Below are 26,014 nucleotides of genomic sequence, written 5' to 3' on the forward strand. Positions count from 1 at the left end.
ATTGCAGATCCATGCATCTTGACGACATCAAGACGGTCGGCGTCGTCGGCGCCGGGCAGATGGGGCGTGGGATCAGCCAGGTCTTCGCCGAGACCGGCTACCAGGTCCTGCTCCTCGACGTGGCCGAACCGGCGCTGGAGGAAGCGCTCAAGAAGATCCGTCAGGGCGTTGAGCGGGCCGTCGAGCGCGGCACCCTCAGCCGGCACCAGGCGGGCAGCGTCATGACGCTGATCCACCCGATGGTCCACCTTGACCGGCTCCGCGACGCCCAGCTCGTCATTGAAGCGATTCCCGAGGATCTTGCGCTCAAACAGGAACTGTTCACACGCTTGGATCGCGTGTGCCCGCGCGACACGGTTCTGGCCAGCAATACCTCGTCCATCTCCATTACGAAGCTTGGCGCGGCCGCGGGCAGGCCAGACCGGGTGGTCGGATTGCACTTCATGAACCCGGCGCCGGTGATGCGGCTGGTCGAAGTGGTGCGCGGCCTGGAAACTTCCGAGCACACAATCAACCTTGTACTCGACCTGGTGCGGCGCCTGGGCAAGACGCCGGTGGTCTGCAAGGACGTGCCGGGGTTCATCGTGAATCGCGTCCTCATCCCTATGATCAACGAAGCCATCTTCGCGCTGGAAGAAGGGGTCGGCACGGCCGAAGATATCGATCTCGCCCTGACCGCCGGCGCGAATCATCCCGTCGGGCCGCTCGCGCTGGCCGATCGGATCGGCTTGGACACTGTGCTGGCGATCTGCGAAGTCCTCCAGGCGGATCTCGGTGATCCCAAGTTTCGGCCTTGTCCGCTGCTGCGCAAGTACGTCGAGGCGGGGTGGTTGGGACGGAAGAGCGGACGCGGGTTCTACATGTACGAAAGGAGCGGCGATCCGCGCGAGGCGACAACGAATAAGGTCTGATCGCTGACCTTAGGCAGCCCGGCTCGAGCCGAAGGCACAAGACGATGCAAGAGCGCAAGTCACGATTCACGTCGCTCTCGGGATTGGAGATTCGGCGCGTCTACACTGCCGACGACCTCAAGGGCTGGACCCCCGACACCGAGCTCGGCGCGCCGGGCGAATTTCCCTATACCCGCGGCGTCTATCCCACCATGTATCGCGGCCGGCTTTGGACTATGCGTCAGTTCGCCGGCTTCGGCAGCGCGGAGGATACCAACCGCCGTTTCAAATACCTGCTCCAGCACGGGCAGACCGGTTTGAGCGTCGCCTTTGACATGCCGACCCTGATGGGGCTGGACGCAGACGATCCGCGCGCGCGCGGCGAGGTTGGCTATTGCGGCGTCGCGATCTCCTGCCTTGCCGACATGGAGCGGCTGTTCGAGGACATCCCATTGGATCAGGTCACGACTTCCATGACCATCAACGGTCCGGCGGCCGTCATCTTTGCCATGTACCTAGCGGTGGCGGAAAAGCGGGGTATTTCCTTTGAGCGCCTGGACGGGACGCTCCAGAATGACATTCTGAAAGAGTACATCGCGCAGAAAGAATGGTTGTTCCCGCCAGAACCGTCGCTCCGGCTCATCACGGACACCATCGCCTATTGTGTTAAATCCGTCCCCAAGTGGCACCCGGTCAGCATCAGCGGCTATCACATCCGCGAAGCCGGTTCGACGGCGGTCCAGGAGTTGGCTTTCACGCTGTACGACGGCCTGACCTACGTAGACGAGGCGGTGAAGGCCGGGCTGGCGGTGGACGAGTTCGCGCCGCAGTTGTCGTTCTTCTTCAACGTCCACAACGACTTCTTCGAAGAGATCGCCAAGTTCCGGGCGGCCCGGCGGCTCTGGGCGCGCGAGATGGAGCGCCGGTACCATCCCAAGGATCCTCGCTCGCTTCAACTCCGCTGCCACGCGCAAACCGCCGGCTGTTCCCTGACCGCGCAACAGCCAATGAACAATGTCGTCAGGACGACGCTCCAGGCCCTCGCCGCGGTGTTGGGAGGAACCCAATCGCTTCATACCAACTCCATGGACGAAACACTGGCCTTGCCGACCGAGGAGGCGGTCAAACTGGCCCTGCGGACGCAGCAGATCATCGCCTATGAAAGCGAGGTGACAAACACCGTGGACCCGCTCGGCGGCTCGTATTATATCGAGGCGCTCACCAATCGTTTGGAAGAAGGCGCGCGCGAGTACTTCTGCAAGCTCGATGCCATGGGCGGCATGGTGAAGGCCATCGAACGCGGATTCCCGCAACGGGAAATTCTGGAAGCGTCGCAGCGGTATCAGCGTGAGGTAGAGCAGAAAGAACGAATGATCGTCGGTGTCAACGCGTACGTGGAACAAGAGTCCCGTCCGATTCCCATCTTGCGGATCAGCCCGGAGGTGGAGCGGGAGCAGGTCGCACGGCTTTCCGATCTCCGCAAGGCGCGAGACCCCTATAAGATGGCCGGGGCGTTGGAAGAGTTGCAGGAGGCCGCCGCCTGCAGCGAGAACGTGATGCCCTACCTGATCGAGGCGGTGAAGGCGAAGGCGACCTTGGGGGAGATTTGTGCGGCGCTCAGGGAAGTATTCGGGACATATAGAGAGCCAGTGGTGCTATAGAACCATCGGTTGCCAACGATCAGCTTGAGCTGAGCACTTGCAAGCAACATGAAGCTCGGTGCATTTGACATCTACCCGGTCGCCGACGGCCGGTTCCGGTTGGATGGCGGCGCAATGTTCGGGGTCGTGCCGAAGGTCCTCTGGGAGCAGTGTTGTCCGGCGGATGAGCAGAACCGCATTCAGTTGAGCGTGACCTGCCTGTTAGTCCGGGCGCACGGGAAGAACATCCTGGTGGATACGGGCCTCGGCGACAAGTGGGACGCCAAATACCGCGAGCGGTTCGCGATCGACCGCACGCCGACCCTGCTCGAGTCGTTGAAGGAGCATGGCGTCGCGGCCGAGGACATTCATCTCGTCATCAATACGCACCTCCACTTCGACCATGCGGGCGGGAATACGTTGCGGCAGGGCCCGCAGGTCGTGCCCGCGTTTCCCAAGGCTTCTTACTCCATTCAGCGGGGTGAATACGAAGACGCGGTGTCGGCTAACGAGCGGACGAAAGCCAGCTATCGCGAGGAGAACTTCGTTCCGCTCGCACAGGAACACCGGTGGGAATTCCTCAACGGCGACGCCGAGATCGTGCCCGGTGTCTCCGTGGTGGTGACGCACGGCCACACGCCCCATCATCAAAGCGTGAAGATCGAGTCGGAAGGCCAGGTGGCTTTCTTCCTCGGGGACCTGATTCCCACTGTCTCGCATCTGCCCCTGCCCTATATCATGGGGTACGATCTCTATCCGTTGCAGACATTGGAGACCAAACGGAAGGTGCTCCGGCGCGCCTGCGACGAGAACTGGCTGCTGATCTTCGAACATGACCCGGCTATTACGATGGGGTATGTGCGGCGGGATAGGGAGGGGAAATATTTCTTGGAGCCGGTCAGGGTTTCATGATTACGTGATCACACGGCTCCCTCAGGCACAGCCATGACCGTCACGGTGAAGCCTATTCGCGTGCTGATCGGCAAAGTCGGTCTCGACGGCCACGACCGAGGCGTCAAACTGGTCGCACGAGCCCTCCGCGACGCCGGTATGGAGGTGATCTACACGGGCCTCCATCAGACGCCGGAACAAGTCGTGAGCGCCGCCATCCAGGAAGACGTCGACGCGATCGGGTTGAGCGTTCTTTCCGGCGCCCACAACACGCTCTTCATTCGCGTGTTGGAATTGTTGAAGGAACAGGGGGCAGACGACATTGCCGTGTTCGGCGGGGGGATCATCCCGGACGAAGACGTGCCGCGTCTGAAAGCGGCCGGCGTGCGGGGACTGTTCCGGCCGGGCACGCCGATGAGCGAGATCGTGGAGTTTGTCAAAGGGCTCAAGCTGCACCGGTAGAGAGGCCGGCTTCTATGCGCGTACTCAAGACGGCGGTGGTCGCGACCTCGGACGAGTTTCGACAGAATCAGCGGCATTACGAAAACCTCCTGGCCGACCTGAAGAAACACCTTGCTCAGGCCCAAGCCGGAGGACCGGCCGATGCGGTGGCGTTGCAGAAGAAACGCGGCAAACTCACCGCCCGCGAGCGGATCGCCGCCCTCCTCGACCCCGATTCGCCTTGGCTTGAGCTCAGTCCCCTAGCGGCCTTCGGCCTGTACGACAACCAGGTTCCCGCCGCCGGATTGATTACGGGGATCGGATACATCTGCGGACGCCCCTGTGTGATCGCCGCTAACGATGCGACCGTCAAAGGCGGTACCTACTTCCCCCTCACGGTCAAAAAGCATCTCCGGGCCCAGGAAATCGCGCTGGAGAACCGCCTCCCGGCGATCTATCTGGTGGATTCCGGTGGCGTGTTTCTCCCCTTGCAGGCCGAAGTCTTCGCGGATCGGGATCACTTCGGGCGTATCTTTTATAACCAGGCCCGCCTCTCGGCATTGGGCATTCCGCAGATCGCCGTAGTCATGGGCATGTGCACGGCCGGAGGCGCATATGTCCCGGCCATGTGCGATGAGAACGTGATTGTCAAAGGAACCGGCACGATCTATCTTGCCGGACCGCCGCTCGTCAAAGCAGCCACCGGTGAGGACGTGACCCCGGAAGCGCTGGGCGGGGCCGACCTCCATACGCGGCTCTCCGGAGTGAGCGACCACCTGGCGGAAGACGACCACGACGCGCTGGAGATTTGCCGTTCCATCGTTGCCACCCTGGGCAAGAAGCCGCCCATGCCCCGCCGCGCCGAGATCGAGGAGCCGCTCTACCCGGCGAGCGACTTGTATGGGCTGATCCCGAGCAATTCGCGCCAGACGTTCGAGGTGCGAGAGGTCATCGCGCGCCTGGTGGACGGCAGCCGCTTTCATGAATTCAAGGCCCGGTACGGGCAGACGCTGGTCTGCGGCTTCGCCCGTTGGATGGGCCATCAGGTCGGCATCGTAGCGAATAACGGCGTGCTCCTGTCCGAAGCCGCGCTGAAGGGAGCGCACTTCGTCCAGCTCTGCGGTCAGCGGCGCATCCCGCTGATCTTTTTCCAGAACATCACCGGCTTCATGGTCGGTCGGGAGTACGAAGCACGAGGGATCATCAAAGACGGCGCCAAAATGGTACAAGCTGTGGCCACGACGGAGGTACCCAAATTCACGGTGATCATCGGCGCATCGCACGGCGCCGGCAACTATGCCATGTGCGGGCGAGGCTACAACCCTCGGTTCCTTTTCATCTGGCCCAATGCGCGGATCTCGGTGATGGGTCCCTGGCAGGCGGCCCAGGTGCTGGTGACGGTGAAACAGCAGCAGCTCGAGCGGGAGTACAAGAGCCTGTCTGACGAAGAGCAGCGGCGCATCACCGAGTCCATTCTGCAGCAATATGAGCGGGAGGGGAGCCCCTATTTCAGCACCGCTCACTTGTGGGACGACGGGATCATCGACCCGGCGGAGACGCGCCGCGTCCTCGGCCTGTGCCTCGATATCGCCGCCACGGCGCCGATCCGCGAGAGCCACGCGCCGGTATTCCGGATGTGACCCCTCCCCCCCATCTGTATATGGGGCAAGTTGGGATGGGGGCCTGTCAGTGGCCGGCTGTTCGCTATGGGCTCCCCGCTCAACTCAAAGGGAGATGAACCGATGCCCCAATTCAACACCCTTCTGGTCGAGTTCTCGCGCAGCATCGCGCATGTCACCCTGAATCGACCCGAACGGCGGAATGCGTTTGACGCCGTGATGGTCGATGAGCTGCGCACGGCGTTCGAAGAACTGGGCGCCGACCCGTCGGTGCGAGGCGCGGTTCTGACCGGTGCCGGTCCGGTTTTCTGCGCCGGCGCCGATCTCCGGTGGATGAGCCCGGACCCGCCTGTGTCGGCGGCGCAGGCGCATGAAGACGCGGAACGGCTGATCCGGATGTATCGCGCGATCGATGAATGCTCCTGTCCCGTGATCGGCCGCATCCATGGCTCGGCCTTCGGGGGCGGAGTTGGTTTGCTGGCGGTCTGCGACATCGTCGTCTCGTCCCAGGACGCAGTCTTTGCGCTCAGCGAGGTCAAGCTGGGACTGGTTCCAGCCGTGATCGCGCCGTTCCTGTTGCGCAAAGCCGGCGAATCGTTTGTCCGCCGCTACTGTCTGACCGGCGAAGCCTTTTCCGCTGCGGTGGCTAAACAGTTCAACCTGATTCACGACATCGTCGCGCAAGACGGGCTCGACAAGCGGATCGACGAACTGATCGAGGCGGTCTTGCACCTGGCGCCCCTGGCGTCGCGACACACCAAGGCGTTGTTCCGCCGAATTCTCCGGTTGCCCGACGCGGATCAATGGACAGTGTGCGCGCACGCCAGCGCGGAGGCCAGACTGTCGGCGGAAGCCCAAGAAGGACTCCGGGCCTTCTGGGAGAAACGCGCCCCGGCGTGGGCCGAAGAACGAACCGAGTGTGGAGCGCCCCTTGCACCCGAACGCGCGTTCCGACGAACCTGATCCCCGTTCGCCCCATGTGCGGATCATCGAGGTCAGTCCACGGGACGGCCTGCAGAACGAGCCGGGGATCATACCGACCGACGACAAGGTCGCCTTTGTCAACGCATTGTCGAGGACCGGCGTCGGCGAGATTGAAGTCGGCTCGTTCGTCTCGCCTGTTGCCGTGCCGCAACTGGCGGACACCGACGAGGTATTCCGCAAGATCGAGCGGGTGCCCGGCGTTATCTACTCGGCGCTGGTGCCGAACGAGCGCGGGCTGGAACGGGCGCGGGCGGTATCGGCGCAGAAGATCGCGGTCTTCACCGCCGCTTCCGAGACCTTCACGCAGCGCAACATTAAGGCGACGATCCGCGAATCGCTGGAACGATTCCGGCCCGTGGTGGCCGGCGCCAAACGCGACGGCATGGTCGTGCGGGGGTATGTCTCCACCGCTGTGTTCTGTCCCTACGAAGGCCGGATCGCACCGACACGGGTGACGGAGGTGATGAAGCGGCTCCTCGACCTGGGTGCGGACGAGATCTCACTGGGGGACACGATCGGGAAGGCGGCGCCGGCCGATGTGCGGCGGCTCCTGGACGCAGCACTGCCGTGCCTTTCAAGGGACCGCCTCTCGCTCCATTTTCACGACACGTACGGGATGGCGGTCGCCAACGCGTTGACCGCCTGGTGGGAATACGGGGTCGAGGCATTCGACAGTTCAGCCGGAGGCTTGGGAGGTTGTCCCTACGCCCCTGGCGCATCCGGCAACGTAGCCACTGAAGACTTGGTGTACGCATTAAAGGCCTCCGGCGCGACGGTGCCGGTGAATGAAATCCAAGTGGTAGCGGCAGCTCGGCGACTCGTTCGACATCTGAGCCGCGGGTTGACCTCGCGGCTGTCGGCTTTGACAATAGGCACGGAGTGCAGGGTCGGGGATCAGGAGCCATGATGAACTCAGAAGTGCGGCCTATGCTAGATATCGCGGCGTTTGTCGAACGCGTGAAAACCGGCGATCTGCGGGCCGTCTCTCGCCTGATCACCCTGCTGGAGAACGGCGACCCTCACGGGACGGCGGCGCTCGCCCTGCTCCCCGGCCGAAACCACGCGGCCGTGATCGGCGTCACCGGCTATCCCGGCGCCGGCAAGAGCACGTTGATCGACCAACTGGTGCGGGCCTATCGCCGGCAGGAGAAGACGGTCGCGGTGCTGGCGGTGGATATCACCAGTCCGCGCAGCGGCGGCGCCATTCTCGGCGACCGGATCCGCATGCAGGACCATGCGCTCGATCCGCGCGTCTATATCCGCAGCATGGCCACGCGGGGCCGGCACGGCGGCCTGGCGGAGGCGACGCGGGACGCCGTAACCGTGCTGGACGCGGCGGGCTACGATGTGATCCTGGTCGAAACCATCGGGGCCGGCCAGGATGGCACGGACATCGCCACGGTCGCCCAGATTGTCGTGGCAGTGGTGGCGCCAGGACTGGGCGATGACGTGCAAGCCATGAAAGCAGGGTTATTGGAGATCGCCGACCTCATCGTGGTGAACAAGGCGGACCGGGAAGGCGCCGAGTCGACTGTACGGGACCTGCAGGAGTGGCACCCACACGTGGTGCGCGTGTCGGCGTTGAAAGGCGACGGCATTCCCGACCTTATCCGGGCGATCGCCGAACATCAGCGGATTCTCGATCTTCAGGGCAAGGATGCGTAGCCTCAATATGCTCAATATGGGAGATCAAGAAAGTCCAGTGGGTCGAGGACTCCATCCGCTTGTATCGGTTACGCGACCGAAAACGAGCGAGCGGCTCATACGAAGCTTGGTAGGGAGGAGGCCATGGCACGTGTGTCTCTCTTGATCGCGGTTGCGGTCGGATTGTTCATGTCGCTCCCGGCTTGCGATTCCGGCAAGCCCACGGGCGGGGCGGAGACAGCGCTCATGTCCCCGGCCGGCTCGGCCGGTCGCGAGGACAACGATGAAGGCGTAGGGCATTTCAGACAAGGCCATTGGGACGTGGCGGCCGAATGGTTTCAAAAGGCCATCAAGAAGGACGCCAATCTGGCCGAGGCGCATTTCAATCTGGCGTTGACCCTCGACAAGATGGGCAAACACGAGGAGGCGACAGCCGAGTTCAAGAAAGCAACGGAACTGGCCCCGACCAATGTCGCTATTAAGGACTCGCCGATCCTGAAAAAGCATCTCGGGATGTAACAACATTAGTGGGAACGGCCTGGCGAGGAAACAGGCCCGGGCGAGGGGAGAAGGGTATGGCTGAACCAGGCGTGGCTGTGACCGTAACGGACCGGATCGGACGGATCACCATGAACAATCCGCCCGCCAATGTGCTCACCCGATCGGTGCTCGAACGGTTGGATCGGGTACTGGGGGAACTGGAGGCGGACAAACGCCTGGCCGCCCTGGTGCTCACTGGCGAAGGTCGTTTCTTTTGTGCCGGAGCGGATATCAAGGAGTTGGCGCAGGTGAACAGCGCGCATACCGGGTCGGACCTCGCCGGCCGCGGCCAGGCCCTGTTGAACCGCATCGAGCGATTCGACAAACCGATCATCGCGGCGATCAACGGTCCGTGCCTGGGCGGAGGGCTCGAACTCGCCATGGCCTGCCACATTCGGATCGCCGCGGCCGGCGCCACGCTGGGCTTGCCGGAAATCACGTTGGGGCTGATTCCGGGATTCGGCGGCACCCAACGTCTGCCACGCATCATCGGTCCCTCGCGGGCGGCGGAGATGATTCTAACGGGCGAGGCGGTCACAGCCGAGCAGGCGCTGGACCTGGGATTGGTGAATCGGATCGTACCGGCGACCGAGGTCGTGAAGGAGGCGACCGCCGTCGCAGCCAAGATCGCTTCGAAGGGACGCCATGCCGTTCAGGCCGCGCTTCGCGCCATCCGCACCGGGCTCGACAGTCCGATGGCGGAGGGGCTCGCCCGCGAGGCCGAATTGTTTGGGGCGCTATGCGAGACGGCAGACAAGAAGGAAGGCGTGCAAGCGTTCTTGGAGAAACGACCGCCGAAATTCAGTGAGGAGTGAAAGTCGTATTCAAGATCATGGTCCACAGCCGATCGTCAATGGCCGGAACCCGTCCCTTGTGCGGTCGCGACCGCGTTCCACCGGCGATCAATGACCCTCAACCGATGACGTTCCTTTCGTGAGATCGAGCATGCTCGCGGAACGGCTGGCTGACTACGTCCACCGGCTTTCTTACAGGGATTTGCCGCAGGCGGTCGTGCACGAAGCAAAACGTCGCGTGCTCGATAGTCTGGGCTGCGCGTTCGGCGCATGGCGTGCGGAACCTTGCCGCATCGCCCGACGATTGGCCGCATCGGTGAAGGTTTCGGGAGGCTCGACCCTTTGGGGGACCGATTGCAAGACGACACCCGATTTGGCGACATTCGCCAACGGCGCGATGGTCCGCTACCTGGACTTCAACGATACCTATCTCTCCAAAGAACCAGCTCATCCTTCCGACAACCTCTCGGCCGTGCTAGCGGTCGGCGAAGTCGTCCGTGCATCGGGCAAACAGGTGATCGAAGCGCTGGTTCTGGCCTATGAGCTGCATTGCCGGTTCTGTGACGCAGCGGCGCTTCGCCCCCGCGGCTGGGACCACGTGACGTACGGCCCGTTCACCGCTGCGGTGGCGGCGGCCAAACTCTTCGCGCTGCCGGCGGCACGCACGGCGCAGGCGATTAATTTGGCCGGCGTCGCGAACATCGCCTTGCGGCAGACACGGGTCGGAGACCTGTCGATGTGGAAGGCGTGCGCCTTCTCCAACGCGGCGCGCAACGGCGTGTTCGCGGCGATGCTGGCCCGACAGGGCATGACAGGGCCAGCACCGATCTTCGAGGGCGAGAAAGGATTCATGAAGTTGATATCGGGACCCTTCGAGTTGTCGGTCTTGGGCGGGGAAAAACCGGGCAAGGGAGCAGGCTCCGCCCCGGCAGGCCAAGAAGGAGGCCGGACGCCTTTCAAGATTCTGGATACCTACATCAAACACTACCCCGTCGAGTATCATGCCCAGACGGCGGTGGAGGCGGCCCTCGCGTTGCGCCAGGAGCTGCTGGAAATGGAAGGCCCGCGGGCGCTGGCGGATATCGCAGAGGTGGAACTCGGCAGCTACGATGTAGCAATCGAAATCATCGGCCGCGATCCGGAGAAGTGGCGGCCTCGCACGAGAGAGACGGCCGACCATAGTTTTCCTTATTGCGTGGCCGTGGCCTTGCTAGACGGGACCGTGACGCTCGCCTCGTTCGACCGGAAACGGCTGGACGACCCGGCGGTGCACACCCTGATGCAGAAGGTCCGCGTGGTGCCGCAACCGGAGTTCGCCGGCCGCTATCCGGAGTCAATGCCGACGCGGATAACGGTCAAGATGGCGTCCGGCAAAGAATACACAAAACAAGTGGACGATCCGCTTGGCCATCCGCGCAACCCGATGTTGGACAGCCAGGTCGAGGAGAAGTTTCTAGGTCTCGCCGCCAAGCCGTTGGGACATGCGCGGGCGCGCAAGGTGATCGAGCTGATCCGGCAACTCGAGAGTGTCAAGGATATCGGTATCTTGATGCCTTTGCTCAGAATTCGCGACGGGTAAGGCGTGAGACGTGACAAGGTGCACACAAAGCCGCAACGGCTGCGCGAATTGATCGCCAAGCGGACTGTGGTGTTGCCCGGTGCGTTCAATGCGCTCACGGCGATCCAGATCGAACGGGCCGGCTTCGACGCGTGCTACGTGTCCGGCGCCGCGCTGGCGGCGGCGCGGGGCTTGCCGGACATCGGCTTGCTTTCCATGACGGAGGTGTTGGCCGACGCCGCGACGATCGCCAATGCGGTCACGATCCCGGCCGTGGCCGACGTTGACACCGGTTTCGGTCCTCCCTTGTCGGTCATGCGGACGATTCGCGAATTCGAGCAGGCGGGCTTGGCTGGGATTCAGTTGGAAGATCAGGAGATTCCCAAGAAGTGCGGGCATCTGCCAGGGAAGCGGCTGGTTTCCACGCAGGAAATGGTCGCGAAGGTCCGTGCCGCCGTGGAAGCGCGGCGCGATCCGGACTTTGTAATTGTCGCCCGCACCGATGCTCGCGCGGTCGAGGGCCTGGACGCGGCTGTGCAACGAGCGCGCGCCTACGTCGAGGCCGGAGCCGACGCCATCTTCCCGGAGGCGCTCGAGTCCGCGGATGAGTTCCGCCGTTTCGCCGAGCAGATGGCCGAGGCGGGGATCAAGATTCCGCTGGTCGCCAATATGACCGAGTTCGGCAAGACCCCGTATCTGAGCGTCGGAGCATTCGAGGAACTGGGCTATCGCCTCGTGCTGTTTCCCGTCAGCACCCTCCGCGTGGCGACTAAAGCGATCGAGACCCTGCTGCTGGAGCTGAAAACGCTCGGTTCCCAGCGGGATTCGTTGAACCGGATGCACACACGACAGCAACTGTACGAATTGCTGCGGTACACTGAATACGAACAGCGGGAACGGTTATTCCGGCCTGGTGACCATGAATCCCAAATCTAACGACTCGCAACCTGGTCCCCCGCTCACGCCGTACAGTCCCGGCCTCGAAGGCGTGTTGGCCGGCGAGACGGCCCTTTGCCAAGTGGACGAAGACGGCTCGGGGCTGCGCTATCGCGGCTACGCGATCGGGAACCTGGCGGAGCGGGCGACATTCGAAGAAGTCGCCTACCTCCTCCTCTTTGGCAAGCTGCCGACCCGCAAGGAACTGGACGACTTTGCCGGCCGGCTGCACAGCCAGTGGGCGCTGCCCGGCCCGGTGGAAGCCTTTATCGGCGTGGCGCCCCGCGAAGCCCATCCGATGGACCTGCTACGCACCGGTGTGTCATTGCTCGGCATGACGGACCCCGACGCCGCCGACTGCTCGCACGAGGCGAACGTCCGCAAGTCCGTTCGGTTGCTGGCCCAGATTCCGGTTCTGATCGCCACCGCCTACCGCCTCGCGCACGGCAAGCGGCAGGTTCGGCCGCGCGCCGACCTGCGTTTCGCCGAGAATCTGCTTTATCTCCTGACTGACCATCAGGGCGACAGCCTGGCCCAGGCCATGGCCCGGGTGCTGGACGTCTCGCTCATTCTCTACGCCGAGCATGAGTTCAACGCCTCGACGTTCGCCGCGCGCGTCACGGCCTCCACCATGACCGACCTGCACGCGGCGATCACGTCGGCGATCGGGACGCTTAAGGGCCCGCTCCACGGCGGCGCGAACGAAGCCGTCGCGGCCATGTTGCTGGACATCAAAACGCGCGACCGGGCCGAGCGCTGGGTGCGGGATGCGCTGGCGGCCAAGCAGCGCGTGATGGGCTTCGGACATCGGGTGTTGAAAAAGGGCGATCCGCGCTCGGCGATCATCCAGCGACACGCCGAAGCGCTCAGCCACGCGTGCGGCGACCTGCGCTGGTACGAGATCGCGACAATCGTCGACCGGATCATGCAGCAGGAGAAGGGCCTGTACCCTAATCTGGATTTCTATACCGCCGTCGCCTACCTCCTGATGGAGATTCCCCGCGACCTTTACACGCCGGTGTTCGTCTGCTCGCGTATCACCGGCTGGTGCGCCCACGTGATCGAACAGCAGGACCACAACCGGCTGATCCGTCCCCGCGCGCTCTATACCGGGCCGCCACCGCGAGCCTATGTCCCGATCGACGAACGGACCTGACCAGCCCCAGCCGATTCTCTGGCGTCCCACGGCGGAGTATGTCCGGCGAAGCCGGCTTTTCCGCTTCATGCGACAACACCGGATCTCCGATTATCCTTCCCTGCACCAGCGATCAATCTCCGAGATCGAATGGTTCACGGAGGCGGCGATCCAGGAGTTGGGGATCGAGTGGGCTCGCCCCTACTCACAGGTGCTGGACTTGACGAACGGAATCCAGTGGCCTCAGTGGTTTGTGGAAGGACGCCTGAATGTGACGCACAACTGCGTGGACAAACACCGCACCGGCCCGCGGGCCGACGTGGCGGCGATCCGCTGGGAAGGCGAAGACGGAACGCAGCGCTCCTTCACCTACCGCCAACTGGCGGACGAAATTTCCCGCGCCGCGGCGATCCTTCGACGCCTCGGGGTAGGCCGTGGCGATCGAGTGGCGGTCTTTTTGCCGATGGTTCCCGAAGCGGCCGTCGTCATGCTGGCCTGCTCCAAGATCGGCGCCATCTATATGCCGATTTTTTCCGGCTTTGCGGCGGAGGCCGTGGCAACTCGGGTGCAGGACTGCGAGGCGAAACTTCTCGTCACGGTCGACGGCTTTTCCCGCCGCGGCGGGCTGGTCAGGCTGAAACACGTCGCGGACGAGGCGGCGTCGCGTTGCCCCACGGTTCAGCATCTGTTGGTCGTACAGCGGGCCGCCTGTCCGGTTGCCTGGCAGGCCGGGCGCGACGTGTGGTGGCACGAGCCGACTCCCGACGAGCGCGAAGCACCGATAACCGAGGGGATGGAAGCCGACGCCCCGTTCATGATCCTCTACACCTCGGGCACTACCGGACGGCCCAAGGGCACCGTGCACGTCCACAGCGGCTTTCCGATCAAGGCCGCGCAGGACTTAGCTTTTCATTTCGACCTGCAACCCGACGATACGCTGTTCTGGTTCACCGATCTGGGCTGGATGATGGGGCCGTGGGAGATCTTGGGCGCGCTCTCGTTGGGGGCGACGTGCCTGCTTTACGAGGGCGCTCCGGACTGGCCTCATCCGGGACGGCTGTGGGAACTGGTGGACCGTCACCGCGTGACGATTCTGGGCCTCTCCCCCACCGTAATCCGCGCGCTCATGAAACATGGTGACGATCCGGTCCGTCAGCATGCTCTCGACTCTCTGCGCGTGCTGGGTTCGACCGGGGAGCCGTGGACTCCGGATGCCTACCATTGGTACTTTCAGCAGGTGGGCCGGGGGCGGTGCCCGATCATCAACTATTCAGGCGGCACCGAAGTCTCCGGCGGGATCGTGGGCGGGACGGTCCTGCAGCCCTGTAAGCCCTGCGCCTTTACCGGCCCTTGTCTGGGCATGGCAGCGGAGATCTTTGACGCCGACGGACGGCCCGTGCGTCGGCAGGTCGGAGAGTTGGTGGTCACCAAGCCCTGGGTCGGGATGACCCAGGGCTTCTGGCGCGATCCGCAGCGCTACCTGGACACTTACTGGTCCCGGTGGCCGCAGGTGTGGGTGCACGGTGACTGGGCCACCATTGATGAACACGGGTTCTGGTACATCTTGGGCCGCTCGGACGACACGATCAAGATCGCCGGGAAACGCCTAGGGCCGGCCGAAGTGGAGGCGATTCTCACCGGTCACCCGGCGGTCAGCGAAGCCGCCGCGGTCGGCGTCCCCCATCCGGTGAAAGGGGAAGCTTTAGTGTGCTGCGTGGTGCTGCGCCCAGGGTGGAACGCGAGCGAGGCACTCTCCGAGGAGTTGGCGAGTCTGGTGGGGGAACGGCTGGGGAAGCCCCTCAAGCCCGCCGCAGTCCACGCAGTGCCGGACCTGCCGAAAACCCGGAACGCCAAAATTCTGCGCCGCGTGATCCGGTCGATGCTGCTTGGTCAGGACCCGGGTGATCTCTCCAGCCTGGAGAACCCGCAGGCCGTATCGGCTATCCGGGAGATTCGCTCCGCTTAATCCGTCGGAGCCGAATTGAAACCCGTGGTCCTTGCCTCGTGCCTCCCGCCCAGCTCTGATCCTCACGGACAGGTGAACCAAAGGTTTATCCGGACCGGTCAGCTCGCCTGCTTCACCTGCTTGACGATCTCGGACAGATCCTTCGGATAGAGTGTGATCTCGATCCGCCGATTGGCGGCCTTACCTTCCTCCGTGTCGTTACTTTCGACCGGCCTCGTATCCGCATAACCGACGGCCGAGATATTGTTCCGATCCACCCCGCCTTCTTCGATCAGATAACGCACGACGCTGGTGGCGCGCGCGGTGGAGAGTTCCCAGTTGGTCGGAAATTTTTCGCGCAGCTTGACGCCGATCGGCACGTTATCCGTGTGGCCTTCGATTCGGATCTGCTTGTCCGTCACGGTCTTGAGAATGTCGCTGACCTGCTTCAACACCTTGAGCCCTTCCGGTTTTACCTTGGCCTGACCGGAATCGAACAGAATTTTGTCCACCATGTTGATGGTCAGTCGGTCCCCGATCTGCTTGATCTTGATGTTGCCTTTGGCGATTTCTTCCTGCAACGCCTTGTTCAATTCTTCCTGCGTCTTGGTCAGCCGCTGGATCTCCGCTTCCTTGGCGGCCCGTTCTTGCTCGAGCCTGGCCTTTTCGGCCGCCTCGGCTTTCAGTCGCTCCTGCTCCTGCTGCAAACTGGCCATCAGCTTGTCCCGCTCCTGCTCCAGCCTCGCTTTCTCGGCTTCTACCGCCTTCAGTCGCTCCTGCTCCCGCTGGAGGCTAGCTTGGAGCTTTTCCCATTCCTGCGCCAACCGATCACGTTCCTGTTTCAGTTTGGCCTCTTCATCACGCAGGCTGGAGAGATCGCCGGTCACACTCGCCACGCGTTCCTTCGCCTTGTTCAATTCCTCCGTCAGCGACGCCACCTTGGCGGCCAGGGCGTCGCGGTCGGCGGCCATTTGGCGGAGTTTGCCGATTTCCTGATCCCGCTCCTCCAGCCGCTTGGTCAAATCCGCCGTCAGCGCCGCCTGAGTTTCCAGTTCAGCAGCTCGTTTCTGGAGCTTGGCGATTTCTTCTTGGGCTGTCGTGGTCCCGCTCATGAGCCGTTGCTTGTCCTCGCGCAGCGCGGCGGCTTGAGCCGATTCGGCCGCCAGCTTGGTTTCGAGGTCGCGCGCGCGATCCCGGGCCTCCCCAAGAGAGGCCGTCAGTTCCTGCTTTTCTTTTTGCATCGCGGCGATGCGCGCCTCGGCGTTCGTCATCGCCTGGTTCGCGGCGGTCAGGTCTCGTTTGAGCTCGTCCACCTTGGCCTGCAGCAGGTCCCGCTCCCGCCGAAAGTCGGCCAGTTGTTGTTGCGCAGCCTGATATTCGTCCCGCAGCTTCTTCAATTCGCCTTCCACTTGCTGACGCGCATCCCGCTCTTCGTACAAGCCCTTCTGGATCGCCGAGACGTTCTCCTTGAGTTTGCCGATTTCGGTCCGCGCGGCCTCCAGATCGCTCGTCAACTTGGCATTGGCCTGCCGGCTCGCCTGCAACTCAGCCGCCGACTCTTTCTTCAGCTTTTCGAGTTCGGCCGCGGTCCGGGCCGAGGCTTTCCGGGCTTCGTCCAACTCGCCCAGCGTCTGCGTGTGGGTGCCCTTGCTGACGCATCCGGTCACCACCAAAACGGACATGGCAAGAGCCAGCAGCATTGTGCGTGTCATCATCAGGTCCTCCTTGTTTCAAGTTCCAAAACGAGCATACCCTCCCGGCTACCCTTACGCAACACCGCGGTCCGCATCGTCTATCTCCTCTTCACCCCAGGCCGACCGGCGACGTTAGCGAGGACGCAAGGGCCGGAGAGGCCGCGCCTGGCGTCAGCAAGCCCGAAGCGTCCGCGCATAAGGCACGAGCAAGGGCGAAAAGGTGCGGGTGAAGGTCCCATGGCTCGATCACAAAGGGGTCGGCAGGGCTGTCAGCGCCTTCTGGCATCAGTGGAAGCGATTGCGACGGCTAGCCTAGAAGGGCGGCCGGCACCGGGGCAGGTCAGTTGGCGGCAGGCGCACTCTTGACGATCATGATCGTCTTGACATGCCCGTCGGGCTGCACCCAGACTTCGATCAGGTCGCCAGGCTTGATCTGGCCGTACACCTCTGTGTCCCCGCCGACGTGCAGTCGCCGTTCTTTACCCGTTTCGTCTTTGACAATGTAGAACTCGCCGTCGATCCGGAGGAGTTCAACTTTGATCGACTGGGGAGAGCCGGTGACTGGAGCCGTGCTTGTGTCCGCGGCGAGGGTCGCAGGTGGGCCCCACCAGGCGCCGATGAGCGAGAGCAGGGCAAATCCGATGATGGCACTCATGAGTCCCCTCCCGATATGGAGTTCAAGAATTCAAAAGCAACGAAGGGACACGGCGTTTGAACGCCGTGTCCCTTCCCGGACAAACCGCACCACTCAATGGCCGCCTTTGTCTTTCTTGTCGTCCTTTTTCTCGTCCGTCAACTTGCCGCCCTTGTCGCCCTTGTCCTTGTCCTTTTCTTCGTCCGCCAAGAGCCTCGATCCGCTGGTGTCTTTCTTGTCCTGCTGCTCCGTCGGAGCCGGTTCGTTCCCGGCATAGGTCACGGTTGTCGCCAGCCCGAACACCAACATGGCGGCCATCGCGATCAGTCCAGCCAATCTCCTCATACAACTCCCTCCTAGGTAAAAGCGGTTTGCGTCGCGCCGTACCCCATGCACGGCGCACGAGAATTTCTTACAAAAATCCCTGTGGGGCCCCAATGGACAAAAAGCCTGGATGTCTCACAAAAATGTCCAATTGCATTCCCACTCCGGTTGGAGGGAAGATATCACAGTGCGAGGAGCCTCAATGGGCGAAGACCGTGACGTGGCAGGCAGACTGAGCGGCATCGTCGCCAGCGCGGAGGAATTCGATCTCTTTGCGGCGGAGGCGATGCCCGAGTTGCTGGACCGCGCCACCGGCCATACCAAACGTTTTTTGAAGGAAACGGGCCAGTGGGAGAACGATATCGCCCATGAGAAACTGGCCTTGCGGTGGGGGTATGAACTGGTCGAGCGGTTTTTGGTCTGTGGCCGGAGTGAGGTTCCTTGCCGTCCGCTGTTTTTATTGGACAGTCTGATCGCGAAATACTACAGCCAACCGGACCCCCTTTGTTATCATAAGGATTTATTGTCGCCGTTGGGCCGGTTTCTTGACGGACTCACATCACGGGCCGTGGTCAGCCGCGATGCGCTGATGGCGCTGTTCTACCATCTATACGGATTCGGCCAGGGCCAGGTGGTGAAAATCCTGGGACTCGGCATGGCCGAAAGCCAGCGCGTCTACAAGAACTTCGAACGGTGGCGCCAGAGCGGCTGGCAGCGGGCTGTGGAGGAGATCGGCCTTACCGAAGACGAATTGCACGAACTGGAAGAGCAGAAGCAACGGCATCCCGAACGCGTGAACGCGGAGACCGAACGGCTCATTCATCTGCTCCAGACACATTATCGGAAGAGCGAACCCGAGCACTACCCTTGCTTGTCCCGACAGAAGTGGGATGAACTCTTCGGTCAGGACTACGGGTACGACTACCGGGTCTGGCATCTGGCCATGTGTCGCGATTGTTTTGTCGAAGTCTGCGACCTTCGGTATATTGAGCTCAACGGCGCATTGAAACCGCGCATCGACCTCCATATTCGCCCGCGCCAGAAGGGCGGAGTGGTGGCCTTTTTCCTACCGGAACAAGGAGGTGGGAGAAGACATGGAACAGGACGGCCCGCTCAGCGAATATCGCCAACGTCTGCTTGACGCGCTCAAGAGCCGTTCAACCCAGCGGCGTCGGGAGGAGCCCGACCTGCTGCAGGTGTTCGTCAATCAGGAGCGGGTCGGCACGGTTGCCTGCGCAGCCACCAAGCCGACATTTGCCTTTGCGAGCCGCGAACGGATCGTTCACTCTGTGGAGATCCGGACAGAAGACGGCGCGCTCATCGGCGGCTTGTGCGCGCCGGAGTTCGGCCTCCGCACCGCGCGCGTCCCGCTTTTGCACGACGCGATCGAGATCACCGTTCACAACCGGATGGACGGAGGATCGGTCCGGGTCACGTACAAGGCCGCTCCGGCGCTGTGGCATCGGGTTCAGCAAGCGGCGGTTTCCTTAGTTTCCGGGGTCTCTGGTGCCGGGCCTCGCGAACCGGCATGGCCGCGCGTGTTGGTCCTGACACAGGTCGCGCTCGTCGCCGCGGTGGTGGCGCTGTGGACCGATCGGATGACCGGTTGGTTGAAACCGGAACCCCTGGTCATGCCCGCCAGCCAGGTCTCGGCGCTGGTTTCGGCGACACAGGCCCAGGTCGATCGCCTTCGGCAGGACGTCGCGCGCTTGGCCGACACCCAGACCGACGCCTCACAGGCCGTGCAGAGTCAGCGGCAGGAGTTGGAGCAGCTTCAACGAACACTAGCCGCGGTCGCGGATACGCAGCAGAAACTCAATGACAGCGTGCTGACCGTGCAACAGAACCTCGGCGACCGCAACAAGGCCGTCAGCCGAGAGGTCGAACACCTCACCCGCTTGCTCCTGAGCCGGGCCGATCTGGAGCGCGAACAGTTGCGCCACGAGCTCAGAACCCTAACCGCGGCCAACGAGGCGTTGAGCAAGCAGATGGCGACACTAGAGCACAGTAACCAAGAGCTGAGAAATCGCCTGAAGTCGGCAGGCGTGGATGTGTCCAAGGCCGTGCCGGCGTCCGGTGAGACCCCGGCCTTGGCCGGAACGCCCAAGGACTCCGCCGCGTCCACGCAAATCGCCGAGGCGCGCCCCGATCCCCAGGCGCAGCCCTTCACCTTCTGGGTCACGTTCCAAGAAGGGACGTCGGAAGAGAGCATCCAGCACTTGATCGACGAGATCCACGGCCGAAAGGGCTCCGTCAACGCCGGCTGGTATCCGGTGGAAGTGCCGCGCCCGGTCGGCCCGCCCGACCGTTTTCTCGAGTCCATCCGGCAAGCCAAAATTGTCAAGGCCGTCAGCATGAGCCGCGTCGCCGCTCCCGGCCAATAACGACCCTTTCGCGCATCGCAGGCTAGCGCGCCGGTCGATCAGGCACATCCGTTCCGCTCCTCGCCGGCTGTTCCGCGCTCAGTCGGCTCAACCGAGGGGCCACCCGGAACACTCCGCGCTTGAATAGGCCGACGAGCGGAGAGGATAATTCCGCGCAACTGGAGCGTGTCGGCGGAATGACCTCACGCAACGACACATCCCTCGTCCTGGGAGTCACGGGACTGACCTTCGGTCTGTTTCTCCTTGATCTCTCGCTTCCGCTGGGAGTAGCCGATGGCGTCTTGTACAGCGGCGTCGTGATCCTCGCCTTTGCTTCATCCAGCCGACGGTTTCCCATTTTCGTGGCGGGCCTCTGTTCGGGGCTGAACGGGCTGGGTGCATGGTTCAGTCCGACGATCGCCGGGGTGCCGACGTGGATGGTTCTGACCAATCGGCTGTTCAGCACGCTCGTCATCTGGGTTCCCGTGCTGTTCTTTCTCCAACGCCGACGGGCGGAAGAATCGCTCCGCCGCGCCTACGATGAGCTGGAAGTCCGCGTCCAGGAACGGACGGCGGAACTGGCGAGCGTCAACAAAGCGCTGGTGGCCGAGATCGCGGAACGGATGGAGACCGAACGATCCTTACGCGCCAGCGAGGAGCGGTTTCGCCTGCTGGTGGAGGGCACGCAGGACTATGCGATTTTTCTTTTGGACCGGGAGGGGCTGGTGGCCAGTTGGAACGCCGGCGCCGCGCGCGTCATCGGCTACAAGGCGGACGAAATCATCGGCCGCAGTTTCGCCCAGTTGTATCTGGCGGACGACAAGCGGAGCGGCAAACCTCGCTGGCTACTCGAGCAGGCTACCGCCCAGGGACGCGTGGAGGACGAGGGCTGGCGCGTCCGCAAGGACGGCTCCCGCTTCTGGGCCAACGTGGTGCTGACGTCGCTGCGGGACGAGTCGGGACGGCTGCGCGGGTTCCTCAAGATCACGCGCGACGTCACGGAGCGCAAGCAGGCCGAGGAAGCCCTCCGTCTCCAGAGCGTCATCGCCGCCAATATAGCTGAGGGGATCTGTCTTGTCCGCAAGAGCGATGCGACCATCGTGTACGCCAATCCCACGTTCGAACACATCTTCGGCTACGGCCCCAACGAACTGACGGGCAAGCCGATCGGGATCATCAACATGCCGGGAGAGGCGGCCGGTGAGATCGTCCGTCAGCTCGACGCCGTCGGCGTGTGGAGAGGGGAGATTCTCAATCGAAAAAAGGACGGGACGCCGTTCTGGTCCTGGGCCAGCATCTCCACATTGGAACATCCGGAGCATGGAACCGTGTGGGTCGCCGTGCATTCGGACATCACGGACCGAAAACGCGTGCAGCAAGCCCTGGAAGCCAGCCAGCACGCGTTGCGGCAGAGCCGCGAGGAGTTGCGGGCCCTGGCCGCCCGGCTGTTGACCGCGCAGGAAGAAGAGCGGCGGCGCCTGTCCCGCGATCTGCACGACGACGTCAACCAACGGCTGGCGATGCTGATCGTGGAAGTGGAAACGCTGGAGCGGAGCCTGCCGTTGTCCCAGGAGCGGATCGGCCGGGGACTGCGGACGATTCAGACTCGCCTGGTCGAACTCTCGGACGACGTGAGACACCTGGCGTATCAATTCCATCCTTCCATCTTGGATGACTTGGGCTTGCCGATCGCGCTGCACCGGCTGATCGACGATTTTTCCACACGGACCGGGATCAAAGGCACGTTGGTTTTGCGCAACGTCGCCGACCCGTTGCCGCAGGCGGTCTCCACCTGTCTTTACCGCGTGGCCCAGGAAAGTCTCGGCAACGCCAGCCGACACGCCAAGGCATCCTGTGTGGACGTGGAACTGGCCGGTGTCGAGCAGGGGGTGACCCTAACCGTGCGGGACAACGGCTGCGGGTTCGACCCCCAGCTCATGAAGCGCCGGCAGACCGGACTGGGATTGGTCAGCATGAAGGAGCGGGTGCGTCTCGTAAACGGAACGTTCGACATTGCATCGGGTCCGGGCCTGGGCACATCAGTGCGCGTCTGGATCCCGATGCCCGGGAGGTCCTCATGAGCCCATTGCCTCGCGTGCTGTTGGCGGACGACCACACGCTGGTCTTGGAAGGATTCCGCAAGCTGTTGAGCGAGCGGTACGAGGTGGTCGGCACGGTCGAGGACGGCCGCGCACTGCTCGAAGCCGCGCCCCGGCTTCAACCCGACCTCGTGACGCTGGACATTTCGATGCCGCTGCTGAACGGGATCGACGCGGCGCGTCAATTAAAGAAGCTGATGCCGGAAGTCAAGCTCGTCTTCGTCACGATGCACGCAGATCCAGCCTACGTGAACGAGGCCTTCAAAGCGGGTGCGTCCGGATACCTGCTGAAACGGTCAGCCGGCGCGGAACTCATTCAGGCGATCGACTCTGTGCTCGGCGGCCATTTCTATATCACGCCCTTGATCACCAAGGACCTCATCCATTCGCTGCTGGACAGCGGGACCAGTCCGGTCGCCCGCCGCGACTCGCTGACCCTTCGTCAACGTGAGGTGTTGCAACTCGTGGCCGAGGGCCGCTCCAACAAGGAAATCGCCAAGGTGCTCAACATCTCGGCAAAAACCGTGGAATTTCACAAGGCCCAAATCATGGAACAACTCAACCTCCACACGACGGCGGAATTGACCAAGTACGCAATCGCCCACGGCCTCACGACCTCCCAGTGATCCCTCTTGATCGCCTCCCTCGTGCCGATTGCCGCGACCCCGGGGATTTTTTTCTCCGCTCCTGGGGAAATGCCGGGTTTTCTTTCCCCCCTCGTCAGGGTATTGGAAGGACGCGCGAACGATGCTCTCGCTTCTTCGTGAAAGTCTCGGCAGCGTTCATCGCGAGAACCCGCAAGGCAGCGGCCGATCGAGCGAAGCTGGGTAGAGAGGCGGTCGATGACGAGGTTGGTTCCTTTATGTTCACTGTGCCGGCGCGTGCGTGACGACGAGGGAATCGGATTCGGTCGAGGCGACTGGGGCGACGTGCTGGCCTACATGAAGCGATATCGTCTCGCCCCCTCTGATTTCATATTTTCCCCTACCTATTGCCCCGATTGCTGCCTGTTCTACCGGCAGCTCATGAGTTATGGACGCGGCGATCAGAATCTCGCCGACCGCCCCGGCTATCGCCCGGCGGCCGGCACGTGACGGCGGGAGAACAGCAGCCAGACGATGATCGAGACACCCGAGAAATCGCGCACCGCGAGGTCTCCGATGGGATGCCCACGTTGCCAGAGTTTGATGGTGCAGGAGACGTTCGTCGATTGGGAATCCGACACCGGTACCTTGTATTTCACCGGCTGGCGCTGCATCACGTGCGGAGACATCGTCGACCCCCTCATCGTGCAGAACCGCGTCTCCCGTCCGGAACCGGCCCACGGCCGCGCCCGATCCAAGAAGGCCGGCATCGTGATCGGTTGAGGGGTCGGCTCGGCCGCAGAGGACTGCGGGAAGACACAGCAACGGCAGCTTTTCCCGCGATCGCGCGACGGCGCGAGGAAACGGGACAGGACAAAGGCGATGACCGGTCCCGGGATGCGCAGGAGGATCCTGGTGGTGGACGACGATGAACAGTGCCGCGCGCTGGTCTGCGAGCGGTTGTCGGCGATAGGGTTCGACGTTGTCGGAGAACGTGACGGCCGAGCGGGCCTGGCGCGGATCGCCACGGACCTGACTCCGATCCACGGTGTGCTGCTCGACCTGCACACGCCGAGCCCAGACGGACTGGCCGTGCTCCAGGAGATCCGCAGTCGGCACCCGGAGATCCCGGTAATCATGATGTCCACCGCGGCCGAGTTGGAGCGACTCAGAACAGCGATCACGCTCGGCGCCGGCGAGTATCTGGTCAAACCGTTCGACCAGGACCTTTTCGCCAAGAAGTGCCGACGAATCTTCCTCGACCATGGCGATCCGGCCTGACGCGGACGTGCGGTCTCGCTTCGGATCGGTGTCCAGCCGTTCCTCTGTCTTTCCCGCTGCGACCCCCGACGGCCCCCCTTCATTTCAGCCCGTTGCTATCGCGCAATCCGCCGCATCCGGATTGAAGACCGGGTTGCATAAACCGCGCGGATGAACGACACTTAAAGTAAGCGCGACAGAGCAGATCACGCATGGCGGACTTTCATCAAAACGGCGTCGTGACGGTGCTGCACCGGTTGGGGCGCCCGAATATCGAACAACTGGAAATCGAACTCGAGCGTCACGCCTCGGAGAATCCCATCGCGCTCGTGCTGCCTTCGCTCTATGCAGAGCTCGAGCGGCCGGCATTGAAGGGCATCGTGGACACGCTGAAACACGTCCGGTACCTGAACGAGATCGTGATTTCGCTCGATCGGGCCTCCGCGCTGGAGTTTCGCCTGGCGAAGCAATATTTCTCCGTGCTCCCCCAACGCGTCCGGATCATCTGGAACGACGGGGCCCGCATCCAGGAGATCCTCAAGCTGCTGGTCTCCCACGAGATCGACATCGGCCTGCCGGGCAAAGGGCGAGGCTGTTGGACCGCCTTTGGCTATGTGTTGGCCCGGCGGCAGAGCAAGGTGATCGCCTTGCATGATTGCGACATCCTTAGCTATAATCGGGAATATCTCGCCCGGCTCTGTTACCCGATCGCCAACCCCAACCTTGGTTATGAATTCTGTAAGGGTTTCTATGCCCGAGTGACCGACCGGTTGCACGGCCGCGTGACCCGCCTGTTCATCACCCCGTTGCTGCGGAGCTTCCAGCAGCTTGTGGGTCCTCAGCCACTGCTGACGTTTCTTGACAGCTTCCGCTATCCACTGGCCGGCGAGTTTGCGATGGTGCGGGACCTAGCCTGGATCAACCGTATCCCCGGCGACTGGGGCTTGGAAATCGGGGTGTTGGCGGAGGTGCATCGCAACTGCGCGTTGCGCCGGATCTGTCAGGTTGATATCGCGGACGCCTACGAACATAAACATCAGCCGTTGTCTGCGAACAACCCGGAAGGCGGCCTGCTCAAGATGTGCGTGGACATCACAAAGGCACTGTTCCGCAACTTGGCTAGCGACGGAGTCGTCCTGTCGGAGAGCACGCTCAAGACTCTGCGGGCGACCTATCTGCAGGCAGCCCAGGAGGCCATCAGCCGCTACGAAAACGACGCAGCTATCAACAGCCTGAAATTCGACCGCCACGAGGAACGGACCGCTGTCGAGGTGTTCCTCAAAGGCATCAAGCTCGCGACGGACCGATTTCTGGAAGATCCTCTGGGCGTGCCGATGATTTCCAATTGGAGCCGCGTGACCGCCGCGGTGCCGGACATCTTCGGCCGGTTGATCGAAGCGGTCGAGGAAGACCATGAGTGGGAACCCGGCGGAGAACCAAAATCCCGCCGGCCCGGAAAATCAGCCAGAGAAGGGTCATGAGGGACACGCGCGTTCCGATACCGCCCAGCCTGTTCGCGGTCCTCTGCGCTGTCCTTGCCGCCACGTCCGGTTGGTGGCGGTCTGCACGAGAGTAGCCGCACTGGCGTGATGCATGATGTCCAGATTCGCGACCGCATCAGCCCGCAGACCCTGTACGTTAACGTCGGCGACGAAGTCCGCTGGCAGAATCTGCGAGAGGGCCCCGTCAACGTGGGTGTCCTCGAACACAAGAAACTGGACCAGGTCTCCTGCCAGAAGGAATTCATGAGCTTCGGCGCGATCCAGGATCTCGTGACAATCAAGCCAGAGCAGTACGCGAGCCTCTGTTTCGGGTAAGCCAGGACGGTCCATTACCAATGTTTTGGTTGGAACCCGATGATCCCAAGGGCACAATGAGCCCGACCGCCACGATTCGGGTGAACGAGGCGATGCTGGAACCGTCATGCGTGACACGCAGAACGCGACGAGCGAGACTCGCGCGAAATGCCCGACCGGAAGAAGGCGGCTCCGCTCATCCGCTCGTCTCGCCTGTCGCGCGGCTATCCATCGGGAACCGAT

At 62.8% G+C, this 26,014-nt stretch carries 26 protein-coding genes; 23 read left to right on the plus strand and 3 right to left on the minus strand.

Annotated features, from left to right (window positions below):
* Window positions 1-11: 11 nt before the first annotated feature.
* The 14 genes from ACWHTU_RS16165 to ACWHTU_RS16230 all read left to right on the plus strand — a co-directional run bounded on the left by ACWHTU_RS16165 (window position 12) and on the right by ACWHTU_RS16230 (window position 15,038).
* The gene (locus ACWHTU_RS16165; RefSeq protein ID WP_447860425.1) at window positions 12-911 is read left to right on the plus strand and encodes a 3-hydroxyacyl-CoA dehydrogenase family protein; all 900 of its coding nucleotides are present in this window, start codon (window positions 12-14) and stop codon (window positions 909-911) included.
* Window positions 912-955: 44 nt separating this feature from the next.
* Window positions 956-2,551: an acyl-CoA mutase large subunit family protein gene (locus ACWHTU_RS16170; RefSeq protein WP_447860426.1), complete on the plus strand. Its 1,596-nt coding sequence runs from the start codon at window positions 956-958 to the stop codon at window positions 2,549-2,551.
* 48 nt (window positions 2,552-2,599) lie between these two features.
* Complete coding sequence (locus ACWHTU_RS16175) at window positions 2,600-3,442, plus strand: MBL fold metallo-hydrolase (protein WP_447860428.1); 843 nt, start codon at window positions 2,600-2,602, stop codon at window positions 3,440-3,442.
* 33 nt (window positions 3,443-3,475) lie between these two features.
* Entirely contained in the window at window positions 3,476-3,883 is a 408-nt protein-coding gene (locus ACWHTU_RS16180; protein WP_447860429.1) for a cobalamin B12-binding domain-containing protein, read from the plus strand.
* Window positions 3,884-3,897: 14 nt separating this feature from the next.
* Entirely contained in the window at window positions 3,898-5,502 is a 1,605-nt protein-coding gene (locus ACWHTU_RS16185; protein ID WP_447860430.1) for a carboxyl transferase domain-containing protein, read from the plus strand.
* A 102-nt stretch (window positions 5,503-5,604) separates the two neighbouring features.
* On the plus strand, window positions 5,605-6,444 hold the full coding sequence (locus ACWHTU_RS16190; RefSeq protein WP_447860431.1) for an enoyl-CoA hydratase-related protein: 840 nt from the start codon (window positions 5,605-5,607) through the stop codon (window positions 6,442-6,444).
* Window positions 6,413-7,372, plus strand: coding sequence for a hydroxymethylglutaryl-CoA lyase (locus ACWHTU_RS16195; protein ID WP_447860432.1), 960 nt, complete (start codon window positions 6,413-6,415; stop codon window positions 7,370-7,372). The genes ACWHTU_RS16190 and ACWHTU_RS16195 overlap by 32 nt, the downstream gene beginning before the upstream one ends.
* Window positions 7,369-8,130: a methylmalonyl Co-A mutase-associated GTPase MeaB gene (meaB, locus tag ACWHTU_RS16200; RefSeq protein WP_447860433.1), complete on the plus strand. Its 762-nt coding sequence runs from the start codon at window positions 7,369-7,371 to the stop codon at window positions 8,128-8,130. Before ACWHTU_RS16195 ends, meaB begins: the two co-directional genes overlap by 4 nt.
* A 123-nt stretch (window positions 8,131-8,253) precedes the next feature.
* Window positions 8,254-8,628, plus strand: a complete 375-nt coding sequence (locus ACWHTU_RS16205; protein ID WP_447860434.1) for a tetratricopeptide repeat protein — start codon at window positions 8,254-8,256, stop codon at window positions 8,626-8,628.
* Window positions 8,629-8,684: 56 nt separating this feature from the next.
* Complete coding sequence (locus ACWHTU_RS16210) at window positions 8,685-9,464, plus strand: enoyl-CoA hydratase (RefSeq protein ID WP_447860435.1); 780 nt, start codon at window positions 8,685-8,687, stop codon at window positions 9,462-9,464.
* Window positions 9,465-9,594: 130 nt separating this feature from the next.
* The gene (locus ACWHTU_RS16215) at window positions 9,595-11,022 is read left to right on the plus strand and encodes an MmgE/PrpD family protein (protein WP_447860437.1); all 1,428 of its coding nucleotides are present in this window, start codon (window positions 9,595-9,597) and stop codon (window positions 11,020-11,022) included.
* Between the two features lie 3 nt (window positions 11,023-11,025).
* Window positions 11,026-11,937 carry a methylisocitrate lyase gene (gene prpB / locus ACWHTU_RS16220; RefSeq protein ID WP_447860438.1) on the plus strand — a complete coding sequence of 304 codons (912 nt, stop codon included), beginning with the start codon at window positions 11,026-11,028 and terminating at the stop codon, window positions 11,935-11,937.
* Window positions 11,921-13,093, plus strand: a complete 1,173-nt coding sequence (locus tag ACWHTU_RS16225; RefSeq protein ID WP_447860439.1) for a citrate/2-methylcitrate synthase — start codon at window positions 11,921-11,923, stop codon at window positions 13,091-13,093. Before prpB ends, ACWHTU_RS16225 begins: the two co-directional genes overlap by 17 nt.
* Window positions 13,068-15,038 carry an AMP-binding protein gene (locus ACWHTU_RS16230; RefSeq protein WP_447860440.1) on the plus strand — a complete coding sequence of 657 codons (1,971 nt, stop codon included), beginning with the start codon at window positions 13,068-13,070 and terminating at the stop codon, window positions 15,036-15,038. Before ACWHTU_RS16225 ends, ACWHTU_RS16230 begins: the two co-directional genes overlap by 26 nt.
* Before the next feature lie 98 nt (window positions 15,039-15,136).
* Here ACWHTU_RS16230 and ACWHTU_RS16235 read toward each other — a convergent pair whose 3' ends face one another.
* The 3 genes from ACWHTU_RS16235 to ACWHTU_RS16245 form a co-directional block, all read right to left on the minus strand.
* Entirely contained in the window at window positions 15,137-16,732 is a 1,596-nt protein-coding gene (locus ACWHTU_RS16235) for an OmpA family protein (RefSeq protein WP_447860441.1), read from the minus strand.
* Between the two features lie 319 nt (window positions 16,733-17,051).
* Complete coding sequence (locus ACWHTU_RS16240) at window positions 17,052-17,366, minus strand: hypothetical protein (RefSeq protein WP_447860442.1); 315 nt, start codon at window positions 17,364-17,366, stop codon at window positions 17,052-17,054.
* Between the two features lie 93 nt (window positions 17,367-17,459).
* Complete coding sequence (locus ACWHTU_RS16245; protein WP_447860443.1) at window positions 17,460-17,690, minus strand: hypothetical protein; 231 nt, start codon at window positions 17,688-17,690, stop codon at window positions 17,460-17,462.
* Window positions 17,691-17,871: 181 nt separating this feature from the next.
* Between ACWHTU_RS16245 and ACWHTU_RS16250 the strand changes: the two genes are divergently transcribed.
* The 9 genes from ACWHTU_RS16250 to ACWHTU_RS16290 all read left to right on the plus strand — a co-directional run bounded on the left by ACWHTU_RS16250 (window position 17,872) and on the right by ACWHTU_RS16290 (window position 25,792).
* On the plus strand, window positions 17,872-18,810 hold the full coding sequence (locus ACWHTU_RS16250) for a hypothetical protein (RefSeq protein ID WP_447860444.1): 939 nt from the start codon (window positions 17,872-17,874) through the stop codon (window positions 18,808-18,810).
* Window positions 18,764-20,053: a hypothetical protein gene (locus tag ACWHTU_RS16255; protein ID WP_447860445.1), complete on the plus strand. Its 1,290-nt coding sequence runs from the start codon at window positions 18,764-18,766 to the stop codon at window positions 20,051-20,053. The genes ACWHTU_RS16250 and ACWHTU_RS16255 overlap by 47 nt, the downstream gene beginning before the upstream one ends.
* Window positions 20,054-20,229: 176 nt before the next feature.
* A complete protein-coding gene (locus tag ACWHTU_RS16260) occupies window positions 20,230-22,113 on the plus strand; it encodes a PAS domain-containing sensor histidine kinase (protein WP_447860446.1) in 1,884 nt (627 codons plus the stop codon).
* Window positions 22,110-22,757, plus strand: a complete 648-nt coding sequence (locus ACWHTU_RS16265) for a response regulator (RefSeq protein WP_447860447.1) — start codon at window positions 22,110-22,112, stop codon at window positions 22,755-22,757. Before ACWHTU_RS16260 ends, ACWHTU_RS16265 begins: the two co-directional genes overlap by 4 nt.
* Before the next feature lie 255 nt (window positions 22,758-23,012).
* Window positions 23,013-23,225: a hypothetical protein gene (locus ACWHTU_RS16270; RefSeq protein WP_447860448.1), complete on the plus strand. Its 213-nt coding sequence runs from the start codon at window positions 23,013-23,015 to the stop codon at window positions 23,223-23,225.
* Between the two features lie 24 nt (window positions 23,226-23,249).
* The gene (locus ACWHTU_RS16275) at window positions 23,250-23,498 is read left to right on the plus strand and encodes a hypothetical protein (RefSeq protein ID WP_447860449.1); all 249 of its coding nucleotides are present in this window, start codon (window positions 23,250-23,252) and stop codon (window positions 23,496-23,498) included.
* 99 nt (window positions 23,499-23,597) lie between these two features.
* Window positions 23,598-23,996, plus strand: coding sequence for a response regulator (locus tag ACWHTU_RS16280; RefSeq protein ID WP_447860450.1), 399 nt, complete (start codon window positions 23,598-23,600; stop codon window positions 23,994-23,996).
* A gap of 191 nt (window positions 23,997-24,187) precedes the next feature.
* On the plus strand, window positions 24,188-25,456 hold the full coding sequence (locus tag ACWHTU_RS16285) for a glycosyl transferase (RefSeq protein ID WP_447860451.1): 1,269 nt from the start codon (window positions 24,188-24,190) through the stop codon (window positions 25,454-25,456).
* Window positions 25,457-25,561: 105 nt separating this feature from the next.
* Window positions 25,562-25,792, plus strand: coding sequence for a hypothetical protein (locus ACWHTU_RS16290; RefSeq protein ID WP_447860452.1), 231 nt, complete (start codon window positions 25,562-25,564; stop codon window positions 25,790-25,792).
* The last annotated feature ends 222 nt before the right edge of the window (window positions 25,793-26,014 follow it).

Source organism: Nitrospira calida, from assembly GCF_976986435.1.